A 20575-nucleotide genomic window follows, 5' to 3' on the forward strand; every position below is an offset into this window, starting at 1 on the left:
GCTTATCCGCATGAATCTTTCGGTAGTTATACTTACCTACAATAGTACCCGCACAATCAGACAGGTTCTGGAGGCCGTAGCCGGATGGGCAAACGAAATAGTAATTGTAGACAGCGGCAGTACAGACGGAACGCTTGAAATTGCAAAAGAATTTGGATGTAGCGTTTTTTACAAAGCATTTAACGGTTTTGGTAATCAGAAACGCTTTGCTGTTGAGCAGGCCATTAATGACTGGGTATTTGTGGTAGATTCGGATGAAGTGGTGACGCAGGAACTAAAAAACGAGATTGACGCCAGCCTTGAATCCAATACCGGGTATCAGGGTTTTAAGGTGCCTCGCATACTTATCTTCCTGGGCAAGGAGTTAAAATATGGCCGCGAGTCTAAATTACCTACCCTCCGGATATTTAATAAGCGCTACGGGAATTATAATACAAATGATGTGCATGAAGATGTGGTGCTGGATGGCAAAACATTGACATTGAAAAACAGTATGTTACACTACAGTTTCTCTGATGTAGCCGAGTTTTTTCAGAAAATGAACGACTATTCGTCCAGAAGTGCTTTTGAACTCTACAAAAAAGGTAAGCGGGCCTCAACATTAAAAGTAGTTACTAAATTTCCGGTAAGTTTTTTTGTTGAGTATTTTATCAGACTTAATTTCCTTAATGGTTATGCAGGGTTGGTTTGGTCGCTTACACAGGCTGTTTATGCAAGTCTGAAATACATTAAGCTGAAAGAACTGCAAAGCCGGCCCTCATTTTCAAATTAACGTTTCCATGACTACTGTCGGACTTATTTCGGATACCCACGGGTATCTGGACAAACAGGTTTTTGAACATTTTAAAAACTGTGACGAAATATGGCATGCCGGCGATGTGGGTTCTGTAACAATTATTGAACAATTGCATTCGTTTAAACCAACCCGCTTTGTATTTGGCAATATTGACTCAAAAGAAATACAATGGCAATTGCCCGAACACCAGTTTTTTGAGTTAGAGGGTTACCGTATCTGGATGACCCACATAGGCGGAGCACCACCTAATTATAACCCCGCCATAAAGAAAAAACTGAAAGAGCAGATACCCGATATTTTTGTTTGTGGGCACTCGCATATACTCAGGGTTATACGTGACGAAAAAAAGAACAACATGCTGTATATGAATCCGGGAGCAGCCGGAAATGAGGGATTTCATAAAGTAAAAACTTTATTGAAATTTTCTCTCGATAACAGAAAAATGTCTAACTTAGAGGTTGTAGAATTGGGCAGACGAGGGCTGGTAATCCGTTGACTTTTAAGATGCTTTATGAAAAACACTGATAGACTTTACCTGTTGGCTCTATTATTTTTATGGCTGTTTTCAATAGATGCAAGCGCTCAGCTGATGCAGGGGAAAAGAATTGAGCTGGACCTGGCCAGTAGCGCTGAAGAAGAACACCAGTTGTATTCGTTAGGCGAACAGGGCGTTTTGCTGTTTCATTCAAAAGAAGACTTATACAAGCGCAAAAAGACCATCGATTTTGTGAGATTTGACAGTAGCCTGGTTGAATTATGGAAAACTCCGTTTGCCTTTGAAGATGAATTTAACTTAATAAGAACTTTTCAGAACGAGCGTTTTTTGTTTAGTCTCTTTAAAAAACATGAAAAGACGGATATAGGTGTTTTAAGGCTTGACCTTGAAACCGGCGACAAAACCTATATTGAGGGCAACCTGCTTACTAATATGGATATAGACCATTTTGTGGTATTGCAGAGTAAAGGATTTATAGGTGGCAAATTTAACGACCGCCCGGTGGTGGTAATGTTTAATTTCTTCGATAAAACCTCAAGAGTTTTACCAGAAATCCACGCCAATCATTTGTCAATCAGCGAGATGGACGTGAATTATGAGGATGGCTTGCTATTGGTGATGCTGAAAAACGATAGAAATTGCCAGTACATTGTAAAAACTTACTCTTATGAGGGTAAACATTTACGGACTTTAAATCTGGGCGACAAACAGAAAACGCCCATTTCAGGCAAGATTCTGACAATGGACAACGGCTCCCCTTTACTTTTGGGTAATTATGCCGAGGGGTGTTCTCCACTTTCAATCGGGTTTTATCTGCAGAGGCTCGATCATGACTCTAAAATTCAATACATAGATTTTTCTGACCTGGATAATTTTTTCAGCTTTTTGAAACCAAGAAAAGAAGAAAAGATAAAAGCAAAAATAAGACAAAAAAAGCAGCAGGGTAAAGAAGTGAAGCTCCGCAACCGTTTACTCTTACACAACATACTACCCACACCCGACGGATGGTTAATGGTAGCCGAAGTATTCTATCCTGAATATAAGTCACCATCTAATGGCAGTATAAGTACCTGGCGTAATTATAGGATTGGGGGCGAGGTGTACAATAATTTCAGGTATACACACGCCATTATTTGCGGTTTTGACCACCACGGCAAATTAGTCTGGGATAACAGCGTTTCACTAAAAGAAGTGCAATCGGGTGAGCTGAACCCTATGGTACAGATAACCCATCAGAACGATTTTTTTATACTGGCATATCCTGACGAAGACCAGATAAAGACCGTGATAGTACGTAAAAATGAAAAAGTAAAAGACCTTGACAGCTTTGATTTAAAAGCAGGCACTGAAACAGAAAAAATTACAGATACTGACCGAACCAGCCTGGTAGCCTGGTATGGACACAGTTTTCTGGTTTATGGATACCAGACCGTCAGAAAAGATAACAGCCTGATTAACCGGGAGGTATTTACTATAAATAAACTTACTTATTCATTGAAAGACCGTAAGCAGTAATATCAGAAAACCCTTGCCTTCAATTTTCTGGCCAGTTTTTGTCCTAGTTCATTATTCATCAGATATATTCCTTTCGAAAGCCACTCAGAGCTGGTGCCGTCTTTGGTAATAACCGTAATCTGTTTAGGTTCTGTTGTGCCTATTCCGGTTTTGGGGTCTAGTATGTGCGAATATTTCCTGCCATCAATTTCAACAAACTGGTATTTGTCTCCTGAAGTTGAAATCCCGCAGTTTTTCAGGTAGTAATCCTCATTGTTGATGGTAACTTTCCAGCCTTTTTCTTTTGGCGGAGCAGCAGAGACCACAATGTTGCCTCCTGCTTCAATCATGGCAGAGCGGATACCCTCTGTTTTAAGCGTCTGCATCATTTCATCTTCTGCATAGCCTTTACCAATGCCTCCAAAATCAATCCTCATGCCTTTTTTCTTTAACAGAACAGACTTTTCCTGTTTATGAAGTACTATGCTTTCAATGCCAACTTTTGCACGGGCTTCTTCAATCAGCTTATCGGTCGGCAATTGCTGCTGGCGTTTCATACGGCGCCACAGTTGTGTCATAGGCCCAATGGTTATATCAAAATAGCCATCGGTAAGGCGGGCTGCCTTTATTGACGCTTGTGTGATGCGCCATAAATCGTTGCTGACTTTTACAAAAATGCCAGAGCCGGATGTGCGGCAAAGGGTATTTATCTCGCTGTCTTCGCGGTAGTCGCTCAATATAATATTAAGGGTATCTAACCGGATAAACGCCTTTTGAGATGCCCTGAGTGCCTGAGTAGAATCGGCGGCATACAGCACAATTCTGAACATGGTACCCATTTGCGGATGTGTAAATTCATAGCGGTTTTGCGCTTGGGCATAACTGCAAAAAAAGAGGAATAAGCCCAGCAGGCTATTCCTCTTTTTATAAAATATTTCAGGCATTGTTTTACTTAATTTCAAACAGGCTGTCTGCCAGGTTAGTATTTACAGTAATTTTATCAACTTTCAGTTCCAACTGAGCCATTCCTAAATCCTGATTCAGTTTATATGGCATTTTTACACCGCTTACGTCTTTGTAGTCGCTGAAATCAGTAATAATGGTTTGAGAACCCATCGGAGTTTCGGCAGTAAGTGATTGACGCACCTTTAGGCCGGTAGTAGCATCATAATATTCGGTCATTTTAACTGCTCCTATTGTAACCTCAATTTTGTAGGCATCTGCATTGTTGATTTTTTCTTTACCAACATAGTTCAGTTTGGCTCCAAGGCTGGTATATTCTGCCTCAGGCGCTATATATGCCTGCATGGCTACCGCTTTTACTTTTTCAGGGTCAGTAATATCTTCTGAGCCTTGCATACTAGAGGCACGCACTTTGGTGCCATCATACACCTGTTTCTGAACTTCTCCCATACCCACTACGCTGATGGCTTGCAGAAATTTACCGGGTGATTTTTTTTGCACCACTACTTCAAGGCTTGCACCTTGTACTTCACCGGTCAGGTTCATGGTTATATCTTTCAGTTTTGATATAGCTTCTTTGCCACCGATAGCCTTTACATAATTATTAATAACGTCTTCGGCTGTTTGGGCAAAAGATAAGGTGCTAATCAGAAATGCCGATACGAAAAAGCTTACTTTTTTCATTGATTGGTTTAGTTAATGGGTTTAAATGTTGCCGTAAAGGTGTGAAAGGATTGGATAGTTTCCTAATTATTTTGTGATAATCGGCTTTAAATGCTCGAAAATTAACATAAATGGCTGATGAAAAATAGAATGTTTCTAATGAACAAAATACTTCTTATTTTTGACCCGATGATTATTATTAAAGGAATACCTTTCAGTAGAATAAACGGAATTACGCTTTTTCCGTTTATAATTGTCAGACCCCGGAACCCGGATAAGGTCCTGATTAATCATGAGAGGATACATATACGCCAGCAACTGGAATTGTTAGTGATACCGTTTTATATCTGGTATGTTGCCGAGTGGCTGTATCATTATTTACGATGTGGCGAATGGTGGACAGCCTACAGAAGAATCGGTTTTGAAAATGAGGCTTACGCCAACCAGGAAGACTTAAATTACGTGAAGACCAGAAAACTCTGGGCGTTTTTGAAATACAGGTAGAGGAACCAGGAGTACCTCTACCTGCAAGTATTATTCTGAATCAAATACTTTTTTGAATTGCGAAAGCAGACCCGACCACGAATTAGATTCTTTACTCTGCGATATTACCTTTACCTTCGGAAACTCTTCTTTTACCTCTTTTTCAAGAATCCGCTTGGTGAGTTCCGGCAGAACCAGTCCGCCAAATGTGCCAGACGACATCATTAACAGGTTAGTCTGAAACCAGTTTTGCTCAAGCAGGTAATCAACTATCTGCTCTCGCTCTGTAAATACCAGCAGGTTTTCGTCGCCGAAGGCCTTCTTTATTTCATCTACTGAAATTGCCGGAAGACGCTTCATTTCTAAAGTATGAGGCGAGTAGAAAACCACAGCCACATCTGCATCGTTCATTGTGCCTTCATACTGTGGCAGAAAATCTTTGTTCAGGCTGCTAAATGTATGCAGTTCATAGCAGGCTATAAGCCGGCGATTATTGTACAGCATTTTGGTGGCATTGGTAGTAGCCTTCAGTTTAGACGGCGCATGCGCAAAGTCTCTGAATACAAGCGTATTGGCATTTTCGCCGAGTTTTTCTAAACGTTTAGATGCTCCCTTAAAATGCTGAATAGCCTCATAAAACTGTTCGTCTGAAATCCCCAGGCGGTCTAGTATGAGTCTGGCGCCATTGAGATTTTTCATGTTGTGTTCGCCAAAAATCTCAAGAGGCACTTCTGTTTTTCCTACCAATAGCACGCATTTACCGTTCTCAACTTTATAAGGATGTGCTTTGTACGGCAGTTTAGCTACATCGGCACGGTCTTTTTCACCAATTACTTTGGCTATATCGTCGGTTTCATCATACACAATAGCTCCGGCTTTGGGCAGGCCGTCTGCCAGTTCTTCAAAAGTGCTTACATAACTATCAAAAGTTTTGAAAACATTGAAGTGGTCCCAGGCAATACCGCTGAAAAGCGCCACGTGCGGATGATAGAATAAGAATTTAGATTTGAGATGTATTTTTGACTCCGGATACTCGTCACCTTCAATAATAATAACCGGCGAGTCGTCGTTCAGGTCTACCATAATGTCAAAACCTTCAATCTGAGCTCCTACCAGATAGTCGAACTTTCTATTATGGTATTTTAATACGTGTAAAATAATACTGGTAATGCTTGTTTTGCCATGACTACCCGCAATTACAACCCTTAGTTTATTTAGGCTTTGTTCATAAATATATTCCGGGAACGAATACACCTTCAGGCCGAGTTCCTGGGCTTTTGCCAACTCGGGGTTATCTGCAAAAGCATGCATTCCTAATATGACAGCGTCTAGATCTTTCGTTATTTTTTCAGGAAACCACCCAAATTCAGCTGGTAAGATACCGGCAGCAGCCAGGCGGCTTTTTGAAGGGTCGTTTATTTCATCGTCTGAACCGGTTACGATATATCCTTTTTTTTGTAGCGCAAGGGCCAGGTTGTGCATCACAGCGCCACCTATAGCGATAAAGTGAATTTTTTGGCTCATTTATAATAAGTATTTCACAAACCCAGACGTTTTCAAGAACCTGTCTTCGGGGGTTTCAGGTGATAATTGCAAAAAATAAAAGTAATAAAAAAATATGAACCACAGGTATTAAAACTGTGTTACAAATATCAGTTGCAAAGTTGTTAAATTTATATCACATTTGCACACTATTTTAGTCAGAGATAGGCTTTATCATTACAAAACCTTTAAAAATTTTATGCATTTTACTTAGAGATGAAACGTTACATAGACCTAATAGAACAAACTTTTGAATTTCCGACGCGGGAATTCGGTGTTGATGAAGAACATACACTGATGTTTAATAACGTACCACTGATGGATATTATTAAGCAGTATGGCACTCCTCTCAAAATCAGTTATTTACCCAAAATTTCAGAGCATGTAGAAAACGCAAAGCTGCTTTTCAGAAATGCCATGAAAAAATATAATTACAAAGGAAGCTATACCTATTGTTACTGTACGAAATCATCGCATTTCAAGTTTGTTATAGAAACGGCCCTTAAAAGTAACGTTCACCTTGAAACCTCTTCCGCATTTGACATTGACATCATCAGGTCGTTGTATGAAGAAGAGAAAATCAATGAAAATACCTATATAATATGCAATGGTTATAAAAGACCAAAGTATTTGGAAGGTATATCGGCGCTGCATAACGACGGTTTTGTAAATTGTATTCCGATTCTGGACAACCTGAAAGAGATTGACTATTATCTTCAGAACTCTAAGGCAGAGACAGTAAATCTGGGTATAAGAATTGCTACCGATGAAGAACCCAACTTTGCTTTTTATACATCAAGGCTGGGGGTTAGGTATAGCGACATCAATGATTTGTATAAGGATAAAATAAAGCCCAATCCTAATTTCAAGTTAAAAATGCTGCATTTCTTTATCAATGCAGGTATAAAAGATAACGCCTACTATTGGTCTGAGCTGACACGCTTTATGTTTAAATACTGCGAAATGAAGAAGATGTGCCCCGACCTTGATTCGATAGACATTGGAGGGGGGCTGCCGATTCAGACCTCGCTGGTGTTTAATTATGATTATCAGGCAATGATTGACGAAATTATTGAGAATATTCAGTGGATTTGTAATAAAAATAATGTTCCTGTACCCCATATTTTTACGGAGTTCGGGAGTTATACAGTAGGCGAAAGCGGCGCAGTTATTTACAAGGTAATTGATAAAAAACAACAGAATGACCGTGAGTTGTGGTACATGATTGACGGCTCATTTATTACTCAGCTGCCTGACTCATGGGGTATTGGCCAGAAGTACATCATGATGCCTGTTAACAACTGGGACAGCCCCTATGAAAAGGTAAATCTGGGCGGGTTAACCTGCGACTCCCAGGATTTTTATAATACAGAAGCACACTCAGAAGATTTGTATCTGCCCATTTTTGATATTGAGAACGAAGACCAGTATATAGGGTTTTTCCATACAGGCGCCTATCAGGAATCGCTAGGTGGTTATGGGGGTATTCAGCACTGCCTGATTCCGGCTCCACAGCACGTGCTGGTGAATCTGGATGCTGAGGGAAATATTACTACCGAACTCTTTGCAGATGAACAGGAAAGCAACTCAATGATGGAAATACTGGGGTATAAGTCTCGCAAAAAGAAAGAGACACACACCATACCGGGTAACGGAGCTGCAAAAAAGAATAAGAAAACAGCAGAAGATGCGCTTGTATAAAATAAACGGAGGATTTAAGCGTTTTGATTAGAACTGATATTTAATACAAAATGAAGGCTAAAGTACTCATTCTTTTTCTTTTAGCAGGTGCGTTGATGGCCTCGTGCCGCCGTCAGCAATGCCCGGCATACGGTAAAACTACCCCAAAGAGTGTAGCTGAGAAAAGCCATTGTTAATAGCAGAGGTGGTTTATGGTTAAGGTCATAAACCACCTCAAATATTATCAGGCCGGGTTTTCGGTTATAAATTTTGATGCCTCAAGAAGATTACTGAAACTGTAATCAGCCAGTTGGGTATTTTCCTTACCGGTGGCAATATGTATAGTTTTTACTCCTGCTTTTATTCCTGCCTTTACATCTCTTTCGGCGTCGCCGATCATATAAGAGTGCGCTGCATCAATATTATATTTTGCCATGGCTTTTTCAAGCATAAGAGAGTCTGGTTTACGAAGTAACGACTCAGACGAATATTGTGGATGATGCGCACAGAAGTAAATATCGTCAATAACACCGCCACATTGGCTTTGTAAAAAATCATAGCAATTCATTACGTCTTCACGGCTATAAAGTCCTTTGGCAATACCAGCCTGATTAGTTATTACAATAAGCAGGTACCCGGCGTTTTTCAACAGATTTAATCCGTCTACAACGCCTTCAGGTATAATATAATCTTCTAGTTTATAAACATAATCTACCTTGTCTTCATTGAGTACTCCGTCTCTGTCAAGGAAAATGCACTTTTGCATACAGGCTAATTAGGTTAGTAATGTGTGAATAGTTAATATTACAAATTAAAGAAAAAATATAATAAATTGTAGCCAATATTTTGTAAAAATTTTATTTCTGGCTAAATTTCTTCGGCTTTAGATTTTAACTCTACCTACTTATCAATTGTTGATTTATGGAAAACATAATTGAGTATTTCAGAACAATTCCTTCGTCGCATCGCAGTGCCATACTCGTAGGAGGGATTGCCTTCTTCTGGCTGATTGAAAGTGCTGTGCCGCTTTTCAGCTTTAAATATAACAAAATTAAGCATGCCGGTATTAATATATTCTTTACGCTTACTACGGTTGTTATTAATTTTGTTCTGGCGTTTATACTCCTCAAATCTTCAGACTGGGCCGTTGCCAATCATTTCGGATTGTTACAATGGTTACCTGAAATGCCGTTATGGTTGTACACTGTGCTTGGACTAATGCTTCTCGACCTGATTGGTGCATGGTTTGTGCATTGGGCAGAGCATAAGGTAAAATGGATGTGGCGGTTTCATCTGGTTCATCATACAGATACTCATGTTGACACCACCTCGGCTAACAGGCATCATCCCGGCGAAAGTGTCTTCAGGTTCATATTTACTACAGTGGGGGTTGTGCTTGCCGGAGCGCCCATGTGGATGGTCTTCATGTATCAGTCTATATCAGTACTATTATCACAGTTTAACCATGCCAATATCGTGATACCCAAATGGCTCGATAACGCCATGAGCTGGGTGCTGGTGTCGCCGGATATGCATAAAGTACATCATCATTATGTTCAGCCTTATACAGATTCTAATTACGGAAATATATTTTCGATTTGGGACAGGCTCTTAGGTACTTTCAAGACGCTCGACCGCACCAAACTGGTGTATGGTATAGATACGCACATGAAACCTGAAGAGAACGACCGCCTGGGCAGTTTACTGAAAATTCCTTTCCAGGCCTACCGACCACCGGTTGGGGCAAAATTCAGTGACGATGAGGTTTCAGAAATATCAGCTTAATGACGCTTTACAATGCACACCGTTATCCTGCCGGCCGGGGCAGGATTTTTTTTGCTCATGTAAGTGTATTACAATGGATTTAATGGAGTCTTCTTAAAAGGAAAAATCCTGCTTCTTTCGAGGCAGGATTTTCCTTTATTTCTGGTATTCGTTTAATCTTAGTTAAAGATGTAACGAAGAGTTAACTGTGCATTCCAAACATCAGTTGCTGAACTTCTTGATTGGAAAGTATCTTTCAATAACTCAGTTTTGGTAGTAATCGTTTTACCATCTGTGGTTCTTGATGTTTGCGTGTTTAATCTGTATTGAGGTATACCGTCTGTTGTAACACTAGCAAAAGCAAGAGGCGATGCGTTGCTTACAAATTTACCAATACCCCAATTTCCGTTAAGCAGGTTACCAAAGTTCTGGATATCAGCTCTGATCTGGAAAGTGTTACGTTTACCTTTAACGTTCACGAAGAACTCCTGAATGTACGACAAGTCGAACTGATGTAACCAAGGTAGGATAGCACCGTTACGCTCAACATATTTGCCACGCATTTTGCTCAGGTAAGGATCCTGGTCAATAAATTTATCGAAAGCCGCTGCTTGCTGCTCGGCAGTATATGTAGTACCGCTTACAGTAGTGTTAACGAATCTTAAATCGGAGGCTTTAAGAGGTACAAACAGAAGATCATTACCTGCAATACCATCGCCGTTCATATCACCTGCAATGGTGTAAGAGTAACGGCCTGTACCGGTGCCACCAACATAGCCTAATGAAACCTGGCTTGCACCACCAAACTTACCACCGTACTCAATTCTGTAGCTGGCAGTACCTACTAATCTGTGAGGTATGTCGTTGTCGCTGTATGATAAACCAAGTTTGTTGTTACCATTTACACTTCTGGCACCTGTAAACGAACCAGAGGCAATTGAACCGGCACTCATCAGGTCACGGGTTTTTGCATAAGTATAGGCAAACATGGCGTAGAAGCCTTTTGTCCATGGTCTTTCAAGTTTGAAAGTCAACATTACGTTTTCACCTGCATTTTTGCTTGTAAGAATAGCTGCACGAGATACGTTATCGTTGATACGGATAGCGTTATTAAGATTTGAACCGGTTAAGCCAGAACCCGGGAAACGGTCACGGGTATCAGGGCCGTTGAATTTGCCAGTGGCTGTTTCAAGGTTAGCATCAAAATACAATACCGAGTTAAGGAATTTATTGTAGATGAAATCTACCGACCCAACTAAACCAAATGGAAGTTTCTGGTCAACAGCAAGGTTTGTTTTCCAAACCTGCGGGAATTTGTAATTGGCGTCTGTAGCGGCAATATCAAACGTAGAAGGCAACGTTGGCGTTGGAGGTGTATAAACGCTTGCATCTTTAACAAACGGGAATGCAGAGGTATTACGTTGGTCTATAAAACCTGTCAGGATACCATTGTTACCAATCTGGTTAGATACGAATACATACGGAGGGCGGCCTGTGAAAATACCTGTACCACCACGTACCTGCGTACTGCGGTTGCCGGTAACATCCCAGTTAAAGCCTACGCGCGGTTCCCAAAGAATTTTGGCATCTGGTAAAGTACCTGTGTTAACTTTGTAAGAAGCGCCATCCATATTTTTGTATGTCTGGGCAGATATAACAGAATTTTCAAGAGCTGTATTTCCAAAAGCAATAACGCTGGCTCTAACACCATAAGTTAACTTGAAAGTACGCGACACCTGGTATTCATCCTGAGCGTATAAGTCAAACTTATTAACTTTCAATACCTGTAGCGGATCAGCGCCACCAGGTAAAGCTGAGTAACGATACTGGAACATATTAGCTACAACGCTGTTGTCGCCGTTCATGGCCTTTCTGAAATCGTCTAAAGAGTTGTAAACCCACACCCCGTTAGAAGCCGGGAAGAACAAGTTATTTGATTTGTAGTTCTCGTAGTTGGTACCAAAAGTAAGCGTGTGCTTGTTTTTGAAAAGCGTAAAGTTATCAGTGATATGGAAAGTACCATAGTTTAGCTTATTACTAGGCGTAAACGGGTCGAAACCAACTGATATATAAGTGGCATTGTTATTCAGGATGTCAATGGTAGGGAACATAGACCCGGCGTAAGCGCGGTCTTCATTCTGGTGGTCATAGCCAATAATGAAGTTATTGGCAGCTTTACCACCAAAAGTTGAGTTCAACTCACCAACAATAGAGCGGGTGTTATCCTGAATAAAATAACCAGAGTTTTTGAACGACAATGAGTTGGCTGTTATACGGTTACCAAAACCAGCAGATGAACTATTGCTGATAGTTACGTAGTCTTGTGAGTTATGGAAAGTATAACGTACAGTAGCTTTGTGTTTATCGTTAATGTTGTAGTCTAAACGGGCAAGAAACTTATCTGAAGATGTTTCGTCATCATAGTTTTCGTATGGGCCTGTTTCATAACCGAATTTCTGTTTAACCAATGCGCTAACTTCTTCAATATCGGCTTTTTCAACACGTGTAGGGTTACCGGCGTTAGACCCTTTGGCTACAAATGCTGAGGCAGGTACAGTTCTTCTCTGGAACTCGCCATTCACGAAAATAAACAATTTGTTTTTGATGATAGGAGCACCTACACGGAAACCTAAAACTTTCTCGTCGAAAGTACCTGAAGTTACCGGGAAGCCTTCCGCTTTTGTACCAACAAAAGTTTTGCTGTTGTTACGGAAACTGTGATAAACCGATCCTGTTACTTCGTTTGTACCTGAGCGTGTTACGGCGTTCAGACCAGCACCTACGAAACCAGACTGGCGAACATCAAACGGAGCAACGTTGATTTGTACCTCTTCAATGGCATCAAGAGAGATGGCGGTAGAGTTGGTACGGCCACCGGCTTGCGCTTCAGAGCCAAGACCAAAACCATTGTTGAAAACCGAACCGTCAACAGTAAAGTTATTCAAACGGCTGTCCTGACCACCAAAAGAACGCCCGTTACCTTGCGGGTTGTATTTGGTGAAGTCGTTTATTGAGCGGCTACCGATGGTTGGTAATGATTGTAGAGCTTGTTTACTGATGGTAGTAGATGCACCGGTTCTGTCAGAGCTGAAAATGTCACTCCGGCTTGAAGTAATTTTAATTTCGTCAAGAATCGTTCCTTCGTCGCTTAACGAAGCGTCTACGTTGGCAGCTGAACCCAGACTGGCAATAATGCCTTCTTTTACTAGGTCTTTAAAGCCAACAAAAGTAAAAGTTACTTTATAAGGTCCACCGATACGTACGGCTGGAATAGTGTAACGGCCGGTTGCGTTAGTTACGGTTCCGTATTTTGTACCTGAGGGTACGTGCACTGCAACTACAGTTGCACCGGGTAGGCCATCGCCCTTGGTGTCAGTAACCAAACCTGTAATAGATGAGGTTGTAACCTGAGCAAAGCCTTGAAACGCAAATAGAATTCCAACAAGGAGACTAAACGCTCCTCGCAAAAAAGTAGATTTTTGCATCATGTTTTTTTTGGAGTTAGAAATGTTCGAAGTAAAATTCATCAAGCAGATTATATTGCCTTGACAAAGGTCTTAAAAATTTTCCCTAAAAAAAACAAGCACCCATGTGTTTTCTTTACATAAGTGCTTGATATTAAATATTTTGTAAAATATTTAATGAAAATTATTGATTAAGTACTATTTTTCAGTATTAAGAAATTGTTATGCACGCCTAATATTTTAAGCGCCCATAATCTTATGCCCCATTTTATCGCGTTTGGTTTGCAGGTATTTTTCGTTGTAGGGGTTAGAAGAAATCTCTATGGCTATGTTCTCAACAATTTCGAGCCCGTATCCTATTAAACCTGCTCTTTTTTTTGGATTATTAGATATAAGTTTGATTTTTTTAACGCCTAAGTCCCGTAGAATCTGGGCTCCTACACCGTAGTCCCGTTCATCCATTTTAAAGCCAAGCTCAAGATTTGCTTCTACGGTGTCTCTTCCCATTTCCTGCAATTTATACGATTTCAGTTTGTTCAGCAGCCCTATGCCACGGCCTTCCTGATTCATATACAATACAATGCCTTTGCCGTTTTTCTGAACCATATCCATAGCGGCATGTAATTGAGGCCCGCAGTCGCAGCGGCAAGAACCGAAAATGTCTCCGGTAACGCATGACGAGTGAACCCGCACCATAACTGGTTCGTCCGGCTCCCAGGTGCCTTTAATTAAGGCCAGATGCAACTGCTCATTATCAAGCTGGCGATAGGCAATCATATCAAAGTAACCGTGCTCGGTAGGCATTTGAACACCAATTTCTCTTTTAATGAGTGATTCTTTCTGAAGGCGATACTCAATTAAATCTTTGATGCTTATCAGTTTTAGCTGAAATTTATCTGCAATTTCTCGTAGTTCGGGTAGTCTGGCCATTGTGCCATCTTCATTCAAAATCTCTATTAAAACACCAACGGGGCTGAGTCCTGCCAGTGTAGCCAGGTCAATGGCAGCCTCAGTATGGCCAGATCTTCTGATAACCCCGCCGTCTACCCCTTTCAACGGGAAAATATGCCCCGGTCGCCCGAAATCCTCAGGCTTAGTTGCCGGGTCTACCAGCGCCTGAATGGTTTTGGCGCGGTCGCTGGCTGATATGCCTGTGGTACAACCGTTGCCCAGTAAATCAATTGAGACGGTAAACGCTGTTTCGTGTTGTGCTGTGTTTTTACCGACCATCATGCTTAGCTGAAGTTCATCGCAGCGTTTGGCTGTTATGGGTGTGCACATCAGCCCGCGGCCTTCTTTTATCATGAAATTTACCATTTCGGGGGTAATCTTCTCGGCAGCACAAATAAAGTCTCCTTCGTTTTCGCGGTCTTCGTCGTCTACTACTATAATTATCTTTCCATTGCGTATATCCTCAATGGCATCTTCTATTCGGTCTAACTTCATTCTATTAATAATATTACTGTTTTTGATTCTAAAACAGTTTGTATGTTGAAAACGTTTGTAAATGTACGAGTTTTCAATAAAATGTCGATACGTCATCTTTACGGGCTGTCAGGTATGCCTACCTTGTGGTGGCAAATACTGAGCTGAGGGCATAAAAACTTTCATAAAAAGTTTCTAAAATAAAAACCGGAGACTGAGCGCCTCCGGTTTTGTTATTTATTTCTTTTCAAAATCACGATGAATGGCTTCTTCGTAGAGCCTTTCTTTCGGCAGGCTTTTGAAATAGTTGTATGTAATGGCTAAACCTTCTGCACGGCTTACTTTGGGCTCCCATCCTAATATTTCCCTTGCTTTGGTAATATCGGGCTGGCGTTGCTTTGGGTCATCTTTTGGCAGCGGCTTATGAACAATCTTCTGGTCAGTACCGGTTAATTTAATGATTTCTTCGGCAAACTGCTTAATGGTTATTTCAGCGGGGTTACCGACATTAACCGGATACGCATAGTCTGACAGCAACAAACGATAGATGCCCTCAACGAGGTCGTCAACGTAGCAGAACGAGCGCGTCTGCGAGCCATCACCGAAAATCGTTAAATCTTCACCACGCAAAGCCTGGCCGATAAATGCAGGCAATACGCGGCCGTCGTTCAGGCGCATACGCGGTCCATAGGTATTAAATATACGTACAATTCTTGTTTCAAGACCATGATAGGTATGGTAGGCCATAGTCATAGCTTCCTGAAAGCGTTTGGCTTCGTCATAAACACCTCTTGGGCCAACCGGGTTTACATGCCCCCAGTATTCTTCATTTTGAGGATGCACGAGCGGGTCTCCATAAACTTCAGATGTAGAGGCTATAAGAACTCTGGCTTTTTTTACGCGTGCAAGGCCAAGGCAATTATGTATACCCAAAGACCCAACCTTAAGTGTCTGGATCGGAATCTTCAGGTAGTCAATCGGGCTGGCCGGCGATGCAAAATGCAGGATATAGTCAATACTACCCGGCACATGGATAAACTTACTGACGTCGTGATGATAAAATTCAAAATTAGGATGCTTGAACAAATGCTCAATATTACGCAAATCGCCGGTAATGAGGTTGTCCATGGCAATTACGTAATGGCCTTCTTTGATAAATCTATCGCATAGGTGAGAGCCTAAAAATCCGGCGCCCCCTGTAATGAGTACTCTTTTCATAAAATGATATTGAATTTCCCCTGATTACTTTGTTTTAATCAGAAAACTAAGCAGGATAGGGGATCTAAGCCTGATAGTTTTCTGATTTAACTTATGCCTCTACGGTATCTCTACCAATACTGTAATAAGTATAGCCCAAATCTTTCATGTCTTTTAGTTCATAAAGGTTACGGCCATCAAAAATTACCTTATTTTTTAGTTTGCCATCCATTTTTTCAAAGTCAGGCGTGCGGAACTCAGGCCACTCTGTCATTATCATTAATGCATCGGCATCCTGAATTGCTTCGTATGGGTTTTTAGCATATTTTACTTTTTTGCCTACTACGCCCCGTACGTTCTCCATTGCTTCAGGGTCATATACAATCACTTTAGCACCTGCTTTTCTTAACTCTTTGATGTTATACAATGCCGGTGCCTCACGGATATCGTCAGTGTGCGGTTTAAAAGCAAGCCCCCAAATGGCAATTGTTTTTCCTTTCAGGTCTCCGTTGAAGTACTTCTTCAATGGGGCTACCAGCTTGGTTTTTTGTTTTTCGTTTACTTTCATTACCGATTTCAGGATTCTGAAATCGTAATCAAAATCGTTAGCCGTTTTTTCAAGTGCCTGTACATCTTTCGGGAAACAACTACCACCGTAGCCTATACCTGCAAACAAAAATCGCTTACCGATACGGCTGTCGGTACCGATACCTCTTCTGATGTCATCTACATTGGCATTGGCTTTTTCACAAAGATTGGCTATCTCGTTCATGAACGTGATTTTCATGGCAAGGAACGCATTGGCAGCATATTTGGTCATTTCTGCAGAGCGTTCGTCCATGAAAATAATTGGGTTACCCTGACGAACCAACGGAGCATATAGTTTCTCCATTACTTTTTTCGCCTTATCTGACTTTGTGCCAATTACTACACGGTCAGGCTTCATAAAGTCTTCTACTGCTACCCCTTCTCTTAAGAACTCAGGGTTAGAAACCACGTCAAATTCAACTTTGGCGTTGGCCGCAATGCGGTCATGCACTTTTTCTGCTGTTCCTACAGGTACAGTACTTTTATCTATAATTACGGTATAGTTTTCTAACAAAGGGCCCAGGTCGTTGGCTACCCCAAGAATATACTTTAGGTCGGCTGAGCCGTCTTCACCCGGAGGGGTTGGCAAGGCTAGAAAAATAACCTGTGCGTCTTTAATGCCCTCAGCAAGGTTGGTTGTAAAAGTCAAACGCCCCTCTTTGGTGTTGCGCTCAAATATTACATCAAGGCCTGGTTCATAAATGGTTAATTTGCCTTTGTTAAGTTTTTCAACTTTACGGCTGTCAATATCTATACATGTAACCTGATTCCCTGTTTCAGCAAAACAGGTGCCGGTAACCAGACCAACATATCCCGTTCCAACGACTGCAATTTTCATGTGAGTTTTTGTTCAGATTTTTGAAAAAATACGCTTTATTATTGTAATAAATTTAAGCATGTCGTAAAGTTATATTTTTTTTGATAGCTAAGTGTAAAAATTAAAATTTTTTTTTCAAAATACCCCACTTAATGGGCATAAGGGTTCATTAAGTGTGTTTTTTACAAGTCTAATTGTTGATTTTTTGAGTCCTGTTTTTACCACACCGTTATTTAATTATTATATTAAACAGACCAATTGAATAGACTATTGAGCGCCTCTTACAATTGTGTTCGTTCAGACGCCGCACAGCAAAATCGCAGTTATTAAAATGAGTATGAAGGTGACCCTGATATTGAACCAAATCTAGTTTATTTTTGTGTGTAGCTCTTTTCAGAATCTTACTAAGGCGTTATAATTGATACTTGATTTTATAATTAAGGAAGCCGGACGAATTGTTTATTTAATCTTGAATTAAAAACAGGCATTTCAACAGACATTAACCTTTACACAATTATTTTCATGTTTTTATAGTTTTTAATCCAATTTTCATGAAACCAAATTTGATGAAACAATTTTTTCTTCCGTAATTTCAGGGTCTAAATAATCGACAAACCTTTAAATATCACTACGACATTGAATAGAAGAGATGCCATGCAAAGAGTGGCCTTCCTGATGGGAGGTGCTTTGTCTGCCCCTACAATGATTGCTATGCTGGAAGGTTGTAAGTCTAATACAGCAACCGAAGCAGCTACCTCAGGTTTTTCTTTTTCCACCGATTACAAAAATCTTGTATCTGAAATTGCGGAAATAATAATTCCGAAAACTTCTACCCCTGGTGCCAAAGATGCTGGCGTGGGGCCATTTATTGAATTGATGCTTAAAGATTGCTATACTCCGGCACAGCAGGCGCATTTTACCAAAGCGCTGGACGACCTGGAAGCGGCCTCGGTAAAAGACAACGGAAAGAAATTTCTTGAGAGTACTCCTGAACAACAAACGGTGCTTTTGAAGAAGTTTGAGCAAATGGCCAATGATGAGCTGAAACAACAGGAACAATCAAAGAAAATAGTAGATAATGAAACTGGTTTGGTAAAAGACCCTAAAGACCCAAAGACGAACGATAAATCGAAGAAGGAGACACCTCCGGTGCCGTTCTTTAAACTAATGAAAGAATTGACACTTCTGGGTTATTTTACTTCTGAAGCAGGGGCAAAAAATGCCCTGGCTTATGTAGAAGTACCGGGCAGGTATGATGGTTGTGTGAAGATGACGCCGGGTCAGAAAGTATGGGCTTTATAATTTAAAACTGAAAAGATTTCAACCGTAACGAAAATGAATATTCAAGGAAAATCAAAAGAACAAATGACCTACGACGCCATAGTTGTGGGTTCGGGTATATCTGGTGGTTGGGCAGCCAAAGAATTGTGCGAGAAAGGGCTGAAAGTATTGATGCTGGAGCGCGGAAGAGATATTAAACACGTTACTGGTTATGTAACAGCTACTAAAAACCCATGGGATTTCCCTCATAGAGGTAAAGTTGACAACATGGCTCGTGAAGAATACTGGGCTAGTGTGCGTACCGGTTATACGGCCAATGAAGAACACCGCCATCATTTTGAAAACGATAAGCAAAATCCGTATCTGGAAAAACGTGGCTTTGATTGGATTCGCGGCTACCATGTTGGTGGGCGCTCATTGATGTGGGGTCGGCAGAGTTACCGTTGGAACGAAAGAGACTTTACAGCTAACCTGGAAGACGGGCATGGGGTAGACTGGCCGATCAGATATAAAGACCTGGCGCCATGGTATAGCTACGTTGAGTCGTTTATTGGTGTGAGTGGTTACAAAGAAGGGCTTGATGTGTTGCCGGATGGGAATTTCCAGCCGGGCATGGAAATGAACTGCGTAGAAAAAGAAGTCAGAGGTACCATTCAGAAGAAATTTAATGGCCGCCACGTAACCATTGGCCGCACGGCTCACTTAACTGCGCCAACACAGATTCAGACCGAATTAGGGCGGGCTTCTTGTCAATACCGCAATGCCTGTATGCGTGGCTGCCCGTATGGTGCTTATTTCAGTACGCAATCTTCTACTTTGCCCGCTGCAAACAAAACGGGTAATCTTACGTTGATGGCCGATAAAATTGTGTATCAGGTAATTTTTGATGATGAGAAAGGTAAAGCAGTAGGTGTTAAAACCATTGACCAGAATACGAATGAGCAGATGGATTTCTTCTCTAAAATCATATTCCTTAATGCTTCTGCTATTAACTCGGCCTGGATATTGATGCAGTCGAAATCTAAAACACATCCTAACGGATTAGGTAATGAGTCTGACCAATTGGGCAGAAACATCATGGACCACCACCTGAGTGTAGGGGCGTCGGGTACATTTGAGGGCATGGAAGATATGTATTATTATGGAAGAAGAGCCAACGGTGTGTATATTCCGCGTTTTGTTAACTGGGGTAGCGACAAGAAAAGAGACTATGTACGTGGTTTTGGTTATCAGGGCGGAGCCAGCCGCGAAGGCTGGGGAAGAGGTAATTATAAAGATGGCTTTGGCGCAGAATTTAAAGAGTCTTTAACGACTCCCGGAGCATGGACTTTCGGCATTGGCGGCTTTGGTGAAACCCTGCCTGATGAAAGTAACCGTTTTACGCTTTCTGATAAAAAAGACAAATGGGGCTTACCAATAGTTGAGTTTGACGCCGCATGGGGAGAAAACGCCTTGAAAATGCGTATCGATATGATGAACGAAGCCGCAGAAATGCTGGAGGCAGCAGGTTTGAAAAACATCAATGCTTATAATAACCTGACGCCGAACCCGGGTATCGGTATCCACGAAATGGGAACTGCCCGTATGGGAAGAGACAAGAAAACATCTGTATTGAACGCTCATAACCAGGTTTGGGGTGCGCCCAATGTTTTTGTAACTGATGGTGCAGCTATGGTTTCGGCCTCTTGTGTAAACCCATCGTTAACTTATATGGCTTTAACGGCAAGAGCAGCAGATTTTGCTGTAAATGAGCTAAAGAAAATGAATCTCTAACTATTAAGAGATGGCAAAAAACTAACGAGGCTGTCCAAAAAGGGGCAGCTTCTTTTTTTAGTTCAGATAGGAATGATTCGGGTTTTACTAAGCGGCGTAGCGATATTTTACCTGGTAAGATTCAAAAAGTACATAAATAGTCCTATTTT

General features: G+C 41.2%; 16 protein-coding genes. 8 read left to right on the forward strand and 8 right to left on the reverse strand.

Features of this window, described 5'->3' with window-relative positions; translation table 11 throughout:
* Positions 1-10: 10 nt before the first annotated feature.
* From NZ848_RS03705 to NZ848_RS03715, 3 genes are read left to right on the forward strand one after another with little or no spacing between them, the layout of a single operon-like run.
* On the forward strand, positions 11-772 hold the full coding sequence (locus NZ848_RS03705) for a glycosyltransferase family 2 protein (protein ID WP_259014399.1): 762 nt from the start codon (positions 11-13) through the stop codon (positions 770-772).
* Positions 773-779: 7 nt separating this feature from the next.
* Positions 780-1292 (forward strand): metallophosphoesterase family protein, encoded by a 513-nt coding sequence (locus NZ848_RS03710; RefSeq protein WP_259014400.1) that lies wholly within the window; start codon positions 780-782, stop codon positions 1290-1292.
* 15 nt (positions 1293-1307) lie between these two features.
* Positions 1308-2807 carry a hypothetical protein gene (locus NZ848_RS03715; protein ID WP_259014401.1) on the forward strand — a complete coding sequence of 500 codons (1500 nt, stop codon included), beginning with the start codon at positions 1308-1310 and terminating at the stop codon, positions 2805-2807.
* Positions 2808-2809: 2 nt separating this feature from the next.
* On the opposite strand, the gene NZ848_RS03720 is transcribed toward NZ848_RS03715, so the two are convergent.
* Positions 2810-3730 (reverse strand): FAD:protein FMN transferase, encoded by a 921-nt coding sequence (locus NZ848_RS03720; RefSeq protein ID WP_259014402.1) that lies wholly within the window; start codon positions 3728-3730, stop codon positions 2810-2812.
* Positions 3731-3734: 4 nt separating this feature from the next.
* The gene (locus NZ848_RS03725) at positions 3735-4433 is read right to left on the reverse strand and encodes a hypothetical protein (RefSeq protein WP_259014403.1); all 699 of its coding nucleotides are present in this window, start codon (positions 4431-4433) and stop codon (positions 3735-3737) included.
* A 138-nt stretch (positions 4434-4571) separates the two neighbouring features.
* Between NZ848_RS03725 and NZ848_RS03730 the strand changes: the two genes are divergently transcribed.
* A complete protein-coding gene (locus tag NZ848_RS03730) occupies positions 4572-4916 on the forward strand; it encodes a hypothetical protein (protein ID WP_259014404.1) in 345 nt (114 codons plus the stop codon).
* 30 nt (positions 4917-4946) lie between these two features.
* Here the strand turns inward: NZ848_RS03730 and NZ848_RS03735 are convergent, their stop codons facing one another.
* Positions 4947-6419 (reverse strand): UDP-N-acetylmuramate--L-alanine ligase, encoded by a 1473-nt coding sequence (locus NZ848_RS03735; RefSeq protein ID WP_259014405.1) that lies wholly within the window; start codon positions 6417-6419, stop codon positions 4947-4949.
* A 234-nt stretch (positions 6420-6653) separates the two neighbouring features.
* Between NZ848_RS03735 and NZ848_RS03740 the strand changes: the two genes are divergently transcribed.
* Positions 6654-8138, forward strand: coding sequence for an arginine decarboxylase (locus tag NZ848_RS03740; RefSeq protein ID WP_259014406.1), 1485 nt, complete (start codon positions 6654-6656; stop codon positions 8136-8138).
* Positions 8139-8361: 223 nt separating this feature from the next.
* Here the strand turns inward: NZ848_RS03740 and NZ848_RS03745 are convergent, their stop codons facing one another.
* Positions 8362-8883: a D-glycero-alpha-D-manno-heptose-1,7-bisphosphate 7-phosphatase gene (locus NZ848_RS03745; protein ID WP_259014407.1), complete on the reverse strand. Its 522-nt coding sequence runs from the start codon at positions 8881-8883 to the stop codon at positions 8362-8364.
* A gap of 155 nt (positions 8884-9038) precedes the next feature.
* Here NZ848_RS03745 and NZ848_RS03750 point away from each other — a divergent pair, with 155 nt between their 5' ends.
* A complete protein-coding gene (locus NZ848_RS03750) occupies positions 9039-9902 on the forward strand; it encodes a sterol desaturase family protein (protein WP_259014408.1) in 864 nt (287 codons plus the stop codon).
* A 158-nt stretch (positions 9903-10060) separates the two neighbouring features.
* On the opposite strand, the gene NZ848_RS03755 is transcribed toward NZ848_RS03750, so the two are convergent.
* From NZ848_RS03755 to NZ848_RS03770, 4 genes are all read right to left on the reverse strand, one after another.
* Entirely contained in the window at positions 10061-13369 is a 3309-nt protein-coding gene (locus NZ848_RS03755) for a TonB-dependent receptor (RefSeq protein ID WP_259014409.1), read from the reverse strand.
* Between the two features lie 216 nt (positions 13370-13585).
* Entirely contained in the window at positions 13586-14800 is a 1215-nt protein-coding gene (locus tag NZ848_RS03760; protein ID WP_253535539.1) for a bifunctional 3,4-dihydroxy-2-butanone-4-phosphate synthase/GTP cyclohydrolase II, read from the reverse strand.
* 207 nt (positions 14801-15007) lie between these two features.
* The gene (locus NZ848_RS03765) at positions 15008-15988 is read right to left on the reverse strand and encodes a UDP-glucuronic acid decarboxylase family protein (protein ID WP_101725355.1); all 981 of its coding nucleotides are present in this window, start codon (positions 15986-15988) and stop codon (positions 15008-15010) included.
* A 91-nt stretch (positions 15989-16079) separates the two neighbouring features.
* Entirely contained in the window at positions 16080-17393 is a 1314-nt protein-coding gene (locus tag NZ848_RS03770) for a UDP-glucose dehydrogenase family protein (protein WP_259014410.1), read from the reverse strand.
* A gap of 615 nt (positions 17394-18008) precedes the next feature.
* Here NZ848_RS03770 and NZ848_RS03775 point away from each other — a divergent pair.
* Both NZ848_RS03775 and NZ848_RS03780 read left to right on the forward strand, forming a co-directional pair.
* Positions 18009-18674: a gluconate 2-dehydrogenase subunit 3 family protein gene (locus tag NZ848_RS03775; protein WP_259014411.1), complete on the forward strand. Its 666-nt coding sequence runs from the start codon at positions 18009-18011 to the stop codon at positions 18672-18674.
* 33 nt (positions 18675-18707) lie between these two features.
* On the forward strand, positions 18708-20426 hold the full coding sequence (locus tag NZ848_RS03780) for a GMC oxidoreductase (protein WP_253533946.1): 1719 nt from the start codon (positions 18708-18710) through the stop codon (positions 20424-20426).
* The last annotated feature ends 149 nt before the right edge of the window (positions 20427-20575 follow it).

The organism is Emticicia fluvialis (assembly GCF_024793945.1).
GTDB classification, from domain to species: Bacteria; Bacteroidota; Bacteroidia; order Cytophagales; family Spirosomataceae; genus Emticicia; species Emticicia fluvialis.

What these genes read in the sequence shown, in the direction of transcription:
- NZ848_RS03705 (WP_259014399.1), top strand. Translation starts at nt 11, where the DNA reads ATGAATCTTTCGGTAGTTATACTTACCTACAATAGTACCCGCACAATC.
- NZ848_RS03710 (WP_259014400.1), top strand. Translation starts at nt 780, where the DNA reads ATGACTACTGTCGGACTTATTTCGGATACCCACGGGTATCTGGACAAA.
- NZ848_RS03715 (WP_259014401.1), top strand. Translation starts at nt 1,308, where the DNA reads ATGAAAAACACTGATAGACTTTACCTGTTGGCTCTATTATTTTTATGG.
- NZ848_RS03720 (WP_259014402.1), bottom strand. Translation starts at nt 3,730, where the DNA reads ATGCCTGAAATATTTTATAAAAAGAGGAATAGCCTGCTGGGCTTATTC.
- NZ848_RS03725 (WP_259014403.1), bottom strand. Translation starts at nt 4,433, where the DNA reads ATGAAAAAAGTAAGCTTTTTCGTATCGGCATTTCTGATTAGCACCTTA.
- NZ848_RS03730 (WP_259014404.1), top strand. Translation starts at nt 4,572, where the DNA reads ATGAACAAAATACTTCTTATTTTTGACCCGATGATTATTATTAAAGGA.
- NZ848_RS03735 (WP_259014405.1), bottom strand. Translation starts at nt 6,419, where the DNA reads ATGAGCCAAAAAATTCACTTTATCGCTATAGGTGGCGCTGTGATGCAC.
- NZ848_RS03740 (WP_259014406.1), top strand. Translation starts at nt 6,654, where the DNA reads ATGAAACGTTACATAGACCTAATAGAACAAACTTTTGAATTTCCGACG.
- NZ848_RS03745 (WP_259014407.1), bottom strand. Translation starts at nt 8,883, where the DNA reads ATGCAAAAGTGCATTTTCCTTGACAGAGACGGAGTACTCAATGAAGAC.
- NZ848_RS03750 (WP_259014408.1), top strand. Translation starts at nt 9,039, where the DNA reads ATGGAAAACATAATTGAGTATTTCAGAACAATTCCTTCGTCGCATCGC.
- NZ848_RS03755 (WP_259014409.1), bottom strand. Translation starts at nt 13,369, where the DNA reads ATGATGCAAAAATCTACTTTTTTGCGAGGAGCGTTTAGTCTCCTTGTT.
- NZ848_RS03765 (WP_101725355.1), bottom strand. Translation starts at nt 15,988, where the DNA reads ATGAAAAGAGTACTCATTACAGGGGGCGCCGGATTTTTAGGCTCTCAC.
- NZ848_RS03770 (WP_259014410.1), bottom strand. Translation starts at nt 17,393, where the DNA reads ATGAAAATTGCAGTCGTTGGAACGGGATATGTTGGTCTGGTTACCGGC.
- NZ848_RS03780 (WP_253533946.1), top strand. Translation starts at nt 18,708, where the DNA reads ATGAATATTCAAGGAAAATCAAAAGAACAAATGACCTACGACGCCATA.